The organism is Trichloromonas sp. (assembly GCF_034006665.1).
Lineage (GTDB): Bacteria > Desulfobacterota > Desulfuromonadia > Desulfuromonadales > Trichloromonadaceae > Trichloromonas.
In genome coordinates this window covers 1-7,263 of the sequence record NZ_JAVESI010000078.1, presented here as the reverse complement: position 1 = coordinate 7,263, position 7,263 = coordinate 1, and the positions used below count along the sequence as shown (strand labels likewise).

General features: G+C 22.6%; 11 protein-coding genes. 2 read left to right on the top strand and 9 right to left on the bottom strand.

Annotated features, from left to right (window positions below):
• The 9 genes from RBR25_RS17210 to RBR25_RS17170 all read right to left on the bottom strand — a co-directional run.
• The coding region (locus RBR25_RS17210; RefSeq protein ID WP_432820772.1) for an NUMOD1 domain-containing DNA-binding protein at positions 1–822 on the bottom strand (822 nt) is incomplete at its 3' end.
• A 301-nt stretch (positions 823–1,123) separates the two neighbouring features.
• A complete protein-coding gene (locus RBR25_RS17205) occupies positions 1,124–1,528 on the bottom strand; it encodes a hypothetical protein (protein ID WP_432820771.1) in 405 nt (134 codons plus the stop codon).
• Between the two features lie 2 nt (positions 1,529–1,530).
• Positions 1,531–1,893 (bottom strand): hypothetical protein, encoded by a 363-nt coding sequence (locus RBR25_RS17200; RefSeq protein ID WP_432820770.1) that lies wholly within the window; start codon positions 1,891–1,893, stop codon positions 1,531–1,533.
• Between the two features lie 15 nt (positions 1,894–1,908).
• Positions 1,909–3,507 (bottom strand): hypothetical protein, encoded by a 1,599-nt coding sequence (locus RBR25_RS17195; protein ID WP_432820769.1) that lies wholly within the window; start codon positions 3,505–3,507, stop codon positions 1,909–1,911.
• A gap of 1 nt (position 3,508) precedes the next feature.
• A complete protein-coding gene (locus RBR25_RS17190; protein WP_432820768.1) occupies positions 3,509–3,886 on the bottom strand; it encodes a hypothetical protein in 378 nt (125 codons plus the stop codon).
• A gap of 1 nt (position 3,887) precedes the next feature.
• Positions 3,888–4,331, bottom strand: coding sequence for a hypothetical protein (locus RBR25_RS17185; protein WP_432820767.1), 444 nt, complete (start codon positions 4,329–4,331; stop codon positions 3,888–3,890).
• A 59-nt stretch (positions 4,332–4,390) separates the two neighbouring features.
• Positions 4,391–4,813 (bottom strand): ParB/Srx family N-terminal domain-containing protein, encoded by a 423-nt coding sequence (locus RBR25_RS17180; RefSeq protein ID WP_432820766.1) that lies wholly within the window; start codon positions 4,811–4,813, stop codon positions 4,391–4,393.
• A gap of 49 nt (positions 4,814–4,862) precedes the next feature.
• Positions 4,863–5,210, bottom strand: a complete 348-nt coding sequence (locus tag RBR25_RS17175; protein ID WP_432820765.1) for a DUF2493 domain-containing protein — start codon at positions 5,208–5,210, stop codon at positions 4,863–4,865.
• Positions 5,211–5,565: 355 nt separating this feature from the next.
• Complete coding sequence (locus tag RBR25_RS17170; protein WP_432820764.1) at positions 5,566–6,045, bottom strand: pyrimidine dimer DNA glycosylase/endonuclease V; 480 nt, start codon at positions 6,043–6,045, stop codon at positions 5,566–5,568.
• Positions 6,046–6,158: 113 nt separating this feature from the next.
• Between RBR25_RS17170 and RBR25_RS17165 the strand changes: the two genes are divergently transcribed.
• Both RBR25_RS17165 and RBR25_RS17160 read left to right on the top strand, forming a co-directional pair.
• A complete protein-coding gene (locus RBR25_RS17165) occupies positions 6,159–6,617 on the top strand; it encodes a retropepsin-like aspartic protease (RefSeq protein WP_432820763.1) in 459 nt (152 codons plus the stop codon).
• Positions 6,614–7,084, top strand: a complete 471-nt coding sequence (locus tag RBR25_RS17160) for a hypothetical protein (protein WP_432820762.1) — start codon at positions 6,614–6,616, stop codon at positions 7,082–7,084. The genes RBR25_RS17165 and RBR25_RS17160 overlap by 4 nt, the downstream gene beginning before the upstream one ends.
• The last annotated feature ends 179 nt before the right edge of the window (positions 7,085–7,263 follow it).

Below are 7,263 nucleotides of genomic sequence, written 5' to 3'. Positions count from 1 at the left end.
TCCCATTGATGCATATTGTTTAACAAATGGAAAATAATTATCTTCAAATCTAAAATAGTATCCACCTACACTATTAAAGCTTTTAATCCCTCTACAACATTTAGATATATGACCTCTTTGTAATCCAGTTTTTTCACTTGCTTCATGAATAGATTCGTATTTTGATATTAATTCATTTGTTTCAATATTGTATTGGTATATTATTTTTCTTAAAGGGTGGTTCATTTTTATTTTTTCGATACTTTGTTTAGAATGGTGAGATCCTGTCCAATAATCTATTGGTTCAATATATGGAAAATAATTATCTTTATATCGGAAATAATAATTACCTGTACTTTTCCTTACATTACGGCAGCAACTGGATATATGTGATAATCCAGTTTGTCTTGTCGCTTCTGATATTGATTCATATTCTGCAACAAAAATATTATTTATTGTATATTGAACAACAGGTTTTTTTGTTTTTATTGATTTTTTTAATTTTTCTATATGTTGTTCTTTTAATTTTGTGCCTTTTTGTCTTAGTGTCGTACCACCATTTGTATCATTCTTTAATTTAAATCCCCATGTTTTAAATTGTGAAATCCAATATATTTCTAAATCATCGATATTATTTTCATCACCTATATCTAATAATTCCATTATTGGTTTTAGGTTATTATTTTTTAAATATTTTAACCATTTGGTTTTAGGTTGCCATGTTTGTTTTAAGTTATGGGGATTCATATGACGTTGTAATCTATCTTTAAGATTTTTAGTTTTCCCAATATATTTAATTTCTTCATCAATTGGATCGGATAGTGTATAAATAAAATAATCCATAATAATTTTTATCTTTATATATTAATTATTATGGACCATAAGGGGGCAAATCTGATTTAAATAAAATAATTAAATTTATTTTCTTTGTAATCTATTAATTCTTTTATTATTTTTTTTATGCCACTTTTCGTATCTTCTTTTTTCTTTTGATATTCTTTTTTCTGATTCGATAAAGTTTTTAACACCTTCTGGTGTATAATTACCTGGTATTCTAGTGATATAACAACTATTCATGAATAATAGTATTAATATAAAAATTAAATATTTTAAAAATTTTTTCATTGTCATTTTAAGTATGTTTTTAGGAGTTTTTATATTTTATTATATAAACCTTACCTTTATCATAATCGATAAAATCTAAAGTATTATATGGGTATTCTTGGTCTGATTTTAATAATATATCTAGTTCATTAAAAAATTCTATTGATGATTCTTCTCCTTCAATAATTCCATTTTTATCTATGTTTAATAAATTTAATTCTTTATATGTAAATCTACTTTTAATTTTTTCTATCGTGTCTAAATAATCATCATCTTCTATTTCTGGTGTTAGTTCTTCTACCCATCCTTCTTGTTCGATCATATAAAATAGATCATTTGTTATTGGTTTCCAATTATTAGGATCATTTATCTGATTAAGATAAAAATCAAAATCTGTTTCTCTTGTATCGATATTTTCATTAAACATATTAAATTTAGTTATCATAATTATTTGTTTTTTATTAGTGTGTTTAATTTATTCAACCCATAGTAGTATTCAACAACTCTAACTTTTAATATTCCCCAGTTTTGTGCATTCCTTGCAGAACTACTGGTTTTTTCTAATAGGCAAGTTAGGTATAATATATCTCCTCTTTTTACATCTTTAACGACAACAGAAGTATCAAGAGTGAAAGCTTCTTCTATTTTCTTTAAATCTTCTTTATCGGTAACTATACCTGTTATTTGTAGGATATTAACAGGTTCATCAATTTTTTCAAAATTACCATTTTCATCTTTTGATAGAATGATAATATCTTTTGATAAATTATCTTTACCATCAAAATCTTTATATTTTTTAATTTTTGACATATTTATTTTTATTTTTTAATCTTCATATATTTCCCTCAAATAACTTTCATCCTCACTTCTTGCGTATTCTCTAGCACATTCATCCATATCTATATAATTCTCTATATTGTCATAAACATAATCGTCTAAATCTCTTACTGCTGAAGATCCATAAATTTCTTCCATTAAATCTTTTGCACTATAATTAGAGTACCTATCATTGGTATAATCTTCTGATATTTCATATTTAATGTCTAGTTCTTCTACTAACTCAAATATTTGTTCATTACTAAGATCTTCTATACTAGATAATTCAATATCATAATCATCATCTAATACCATTTTTAATCCTTTATTTAATCCTTCTTCGCTTACATATTTTTTAATATATTTTATAATATAATCTTCATTAATAATATTTTCAAAGTCTTCATAATAGTAATCAATTTCTCTTTCTATATAATCTTGTACAAATCTATCATCATTTATATGATACCATACGTCACCCGGAAAATAATTTTGTGCATAGTATTGAAAATCATCTAATATTGTATCAGTATACATATCTACTAATTCTTCCCACGAATATATATTTCGACCTTCATATCCGCCGCTCGTATCTTCTAATTTTTTAAAATAGTCATGTTCAACATTTGTTAACTCACCACTATTACTATCATAATATTTCAATGTATCCATGTATGGATATGTACCATTATCCATGATACCATATACATATAAATCCATATAATCTTTTTCTTTTGTAATAGTATCATAAATAAATTCATTTTCTGACATATTTTGTCTATATTTATATAGCCATTTATTTTCTTTTGCATAATTTTTAAAATGTTCAACATCAAACTCATAACTTGTATAAATTCTATCCATAAAATATCTACCTTTTGGAACACTTAATTTCCATACTAATGCTCTTCCAATTATTTTAGTATCATCTTCTCTATCTTTTAGTACTAGTAATGATACTTTTTCATCATTTTTTGCATAAAAATTTATATAATCAGAACACCTATCATGTCTCATACAAGAGTCACCTAATGATCCATTAGAATTTTTATATGATTTATAATTATATGCATCTATTATGTCATCACCTTTTAGTAATTCAAATTTAGCTGGTTTTCTCAATGATTTGAATTTATTTACAAATTCTTCAAGTTGTTGTGGTTTTGTTAATATTCTATGCTCTTTATTATACTCTTTTTCTTCTTCTGATAATTTTACTGACTCGTATTCATTTTTAAACACTTCATTAATAAATCTATTTATTTTCATTGTAGATCTTTGTCTAGCATTATATATGATTTCTTGATCATCATAACTTATCCAATTACTCTTAATGTCATTAATTTCTGGTAAAACATCTTTTATTTTATTTACTATTATAAATGATATTTTATCATATGAATCATTATCAATATCAATAAATGTTTTTGTGAATTCTCCTTTATCTGAATCACCTTCCATTCGCAATAATCTTCTAGATATATCACTATCTATTGATCTTAACAATTCTCTAAATGCAATTGAAAATCTTAATGGTAATTTATCATTATTTTTATTATCAAATATTTTTCTAAACATAAAATATACAAATGTATCAACTTTATTCATATTATAATGTTATATTTTTTCTAATAACTTTAAAATTATTATTCTCTATATATTTAATATATCTATTAAATATTTTATATGGTATATCATCCTTTTTAATATTATCCATATAATAATCCATACTACCATTTATATCAATTCTTAATGTATTATTTTCATATTTAATATAAATTATATCATTATTGTACATAGATATATTTATTTCAATTATATCATTTATTTTACCATTAATTGTTTTTGGTCTTAAATATTTATTCTTTCTTTTTTTATAAATAAATGATAAATTATTAATTATATCTTTAATTAAATTATTATCTTCTTCTATATTTATTTCTAAATCAACAGATTCATTAATATAATCAATAAAATTTTTAACCATACTATTTAAATTTTTCTTTATATTTATTTAATAAATTTATATAATTTTTCTTTAGTCTATTCGCTACCATTATATTTGGATATGATGTAGATGAAAATTTATCATAATAATTATGAATATCTACAATAACATTATCAGATTTTGATTTTTCTATCTTAATTAAAAGATCTTCATAATCATTATCTATATCATTAATAATACTTTTATTGTAATTATCATCAATTTTGAAACCTGGTCTTAAAGTTGCAACTATTGATTCCCTTGGTGTATATTTATTTTGCCATAGTTTTTTAAATTGTTTATTATAAAGTTTAATATACTCTATAGCTTGTTGTTTATCATATTTAAAGTCTGCTATAATTGCTTTTCTAACATCATCCATAAATTGTTTATAGGTGGTGTTATCAGAATTTTCATTAATAAAATTGGTAAATTTAGTTTCCATATACTAATTATATTTTTTAGTATATATAAAAAAATAAAAGGGAAAATATATTTCCCTTTTTATTTATTCGGATAAATAAATTTAATTGATGGTATAGGTTTTTCTAATAATGCGAAAGCTAATGCTCTATGATGTCCTTCGCTTCTATAATTATCATAACCAAATATAATTGGATATTTTAAACCATTTTCTTTTATATCTTCAGATAATTCAATAATATAGTCATCATCTAACATATCATTTAATTCTGCACCATAGACATTATCTAACCATTCCATTAATTCATCATATGGTATGAGAACAATTTCATATTTTAATTCATCTGGATCAGGATCAGTTTCATCGAATACTTCATCAGTTATTAAAGCAGTAACAACATCTTTTTTAACTTCTCTTGGTAGTTCATCATAAGTAAATACATCACCTACTTTATAGGTAAAAGATTTGCTTTCTTTTATAAAATTAATAAATTTTGTTTTCATATTTTTTATATATTAAAAACAAAAGGGAAATATTAAATATATTTCCCTTTTAAAATTTAACAATCATATATGGTATTTGGTTGTAATCTGCAATATTTATAGAATGTAGCGTACCTTTAGACATATTATCCCAAAATGCAACCATTTTATCAGAATTTGTAACAATATCTCTATTTCTAACAAAACCCGCCTTTTTACCATATAGTTTCCAGTCAGGATAATATATTTTTGTTTCGATGTTGTTTTCTCTTGCCCACCTTTCTGCAAAAGAATCTGCCCCTTTTGCTCCACCTGATACAACTAAAGTTATTGGTGTTTCTTGATGTATTTCATCTAGTTTTGTTTTTAATAATTGATAATTGTTAAATGTTCTTGAACCAACGACTGATAATCTCATAGTTTTATAATTTATTTTTTATTTTATTTAGTTTATCTATTCTTTGTAATTTTTTTAAATTCGATATAATACGATTATATTCAGATTGTTTAAATTTATGATCATTTTTTCTAATATGCTCTATCATGTTTTCTCTACATTTATTAGTATCATGCTGCATCATTAAATCTTTTTATTATTTTTATTATTTTTTCTTTTCTTACTTCTATAAGATAATTATAAGGTTTGCCAAATATTTGAAAAAATTGTTCTTCGCTGTTTATAAAAACAGGTTTAATAGGAGGTATATTTGTATTTAATACAATCATTCTAATTTATAATATATAAAATATAAAATGTTTACTTTTTTCCAATTTTATTTTAAATGTTCTAATAACCAATATGGTATGTTTCTTTTGGTATATTTTAAAAAATGTAATTTTTCACCAATATAAAATTTCCTATATGAATCAACAGCATCATCGCTTTTATATTTATCTGGCATTGCTAGTGCAAATTTAGTTAAACCATTATCTTTTAAATTAATATCATTTTTAACTAACCAGTCATATACATCATTTGTTTTATGTCTTCTACCGTATCTATATGTATATTCTATTAATTGTTTTTTTAATAAAGACAGTAACCAATAATAATTGGATTTACTTTCCATAACCCACTTTAAACAAGGATGATTAATATGTGTTTTTTTATACGGAATATCTTTTCTATCTGAAGTTAAATGGTGAGCAGAACACAATAATTGGGCAGATTCAATTGGCATTTTAACAATGTGTCTATCACAATGATATTGGGCACATTTTTTTACATCTAAATCAATAACAAATACTTGCATATTTTTTTTATTTTTTAAGTAGGGTATTTTTATTTAAAGGTATCTTAGTATTATATTAAAACTTTTAAATATTTTAATCCTAAAAATTTATGACAAAGATAGTAAAAATTTTTATGAAAAAAATAATATTTATATTATTTTTATTTACAAGTTGTACTCCTTTATCCACTATTAATATTCCTTATAATTATATGGAATATAATTTAGTAAGATACAATGATATGTTACTTATTGATGTATTACTAAATTATAATAGAGCTAAATTATTAATTGATACTGGTGCGTCTAAATGTGTATTAGATATAAATAAAGCTGAACAATATGGATTTAAATATATTCCTTTTTTAACAAATAGATATATGGGTATTGGTGGATTAACTGATATATATGTTATTTATAATTATAATATTGATTTATTTCATGTTAGTTTTGTTGGGGCAGACCTTAGTGATATCAATGAATATTTTAAAAAAGATGGTTCAATTATTGTTGGTATAATAGGTTCAGATTTTTTAAATGCAAATGGAGCAATAATAGATTATAGATATAATAAATTATATATGGTAAGATGATAGATATTAGTTTTAATGGGGTTGATTTAGAAAAAAAATTATCAAACCTATACCCTTATGAATTTGAAATAGATGGTGTTATAATAAAATCAATGGAAGGATTTTTACAATCGTTAAAAACTAATGATATTTATCATAAACAAAAATTATGGAAATTATCAGGTGGGTTAGCATGGAAATATGGACAACAATTCAATTGGAAAGAAAAACAAACTTTGTATTGGCAAAATAAGGAAATCAATCGACATTCTAATGAATATCAAAAATTAATTGAATATTCTTATGATCGTCTATTTAAAAATAAAGAATTTGTATCAAATTTAAAAGAATCTATTGGACATGATTTGAACCATACCATAGGTAATACTAATCCTTATAAAACAGTATTAACCAAATATGAATTTTTAGATAATTTAAACAGATTAAGGGATAAATTAAAACCTGAACGTTTTTATAATTTATTTTGATATTTAATTTTTTATATATACATAAAAAATATAGATATAAAATGCCAAAAATATATTATTTAAACGAATTAGAAGAATTTTATGGTGAAGAAGAATGGAAAATGCAAATAGAAGTTTCTGATATATGGAACAAAGTATCTAAAAATGAAATAAATTTTGAACAATTTAATAAAGAATAT

What these genes read in the sequence shown, in the direction of transcription:
- RBR25_RS17200 (WP_432820770.1), bottom strand. Translation starts at nt 1,893, where the DNA reads ATGTCAAAAATTAAAAAATATAAAGATTTTGATGGTAAAGATAATTTA.
- RBR25_RS17170 (WP_432820764.1), bottom strand. Translation starts at nt 6,045, where the DNA reads ATGCAAGTATTTGTTATTGATTTAGATGTAAAAAAATGTGCCCAATAT.
- RBR25_RS17195 (WP_432820769.1), bottom strand. Translation starts at nt 3,507, where the DNA reads ATGAATAAAGTTGATACATTTGTATATTTTATGTTTAGAAAAATATTT.
- RBR25_RS17175 (WP_432820765.1), bottom strand. Translation starts at nt 5,210, where the DNA reads ATGAGATTATCAGTCGTTGGTTCAAGAACATTTAACAATTATCAATTA.
- RBR25_RS17185 (WP_432820767.1), bottom strand. Translation starts at nt 4,331, where the DNA reads ATGGAAACTAAATTTACCAATTTTATTAATGAAAATTCTGATAACACC.
- RBR25_RS17160 (WP_432820762.1), top strand. Translation starts at nt 6,614, where the DNA reads ATGATAGATATTAGTTTTAATGGGGTTGATTTAGAAAAAAAATTATCA.
- RBR25_RS17180 (WP_432820766.1), bottom strand. Translation starts at nt 4,813, where the DNA reads ATGAAAACAAAATTTATTAATTTTATAAAAGAAAGCAAATCTTTTACC.
- RBR25_RS17190 (WP_432820768.1), bottom strand. Translation starts at nt 3,886, where the DNA reads ATGGTTAAAAATTTTATTGATTATATTAATGAATCTGTTGATTTAGAA.
- RBR25_RS17205 (WP_432820771.1), bottom strand. Translation starts at nt 1,528, where the DNA reads ATGATAACTAAATTTAATATGTTTAATGAAAATATCGATACAAGAGAA.
- RBR25_RS17165 (WP_432820763.1), top strand. Translation starts at nt 6,159, where the DNA reads ATGAAAAAAATAATATTTATATTATTTTTATTTACAAGTTGTACTCCT.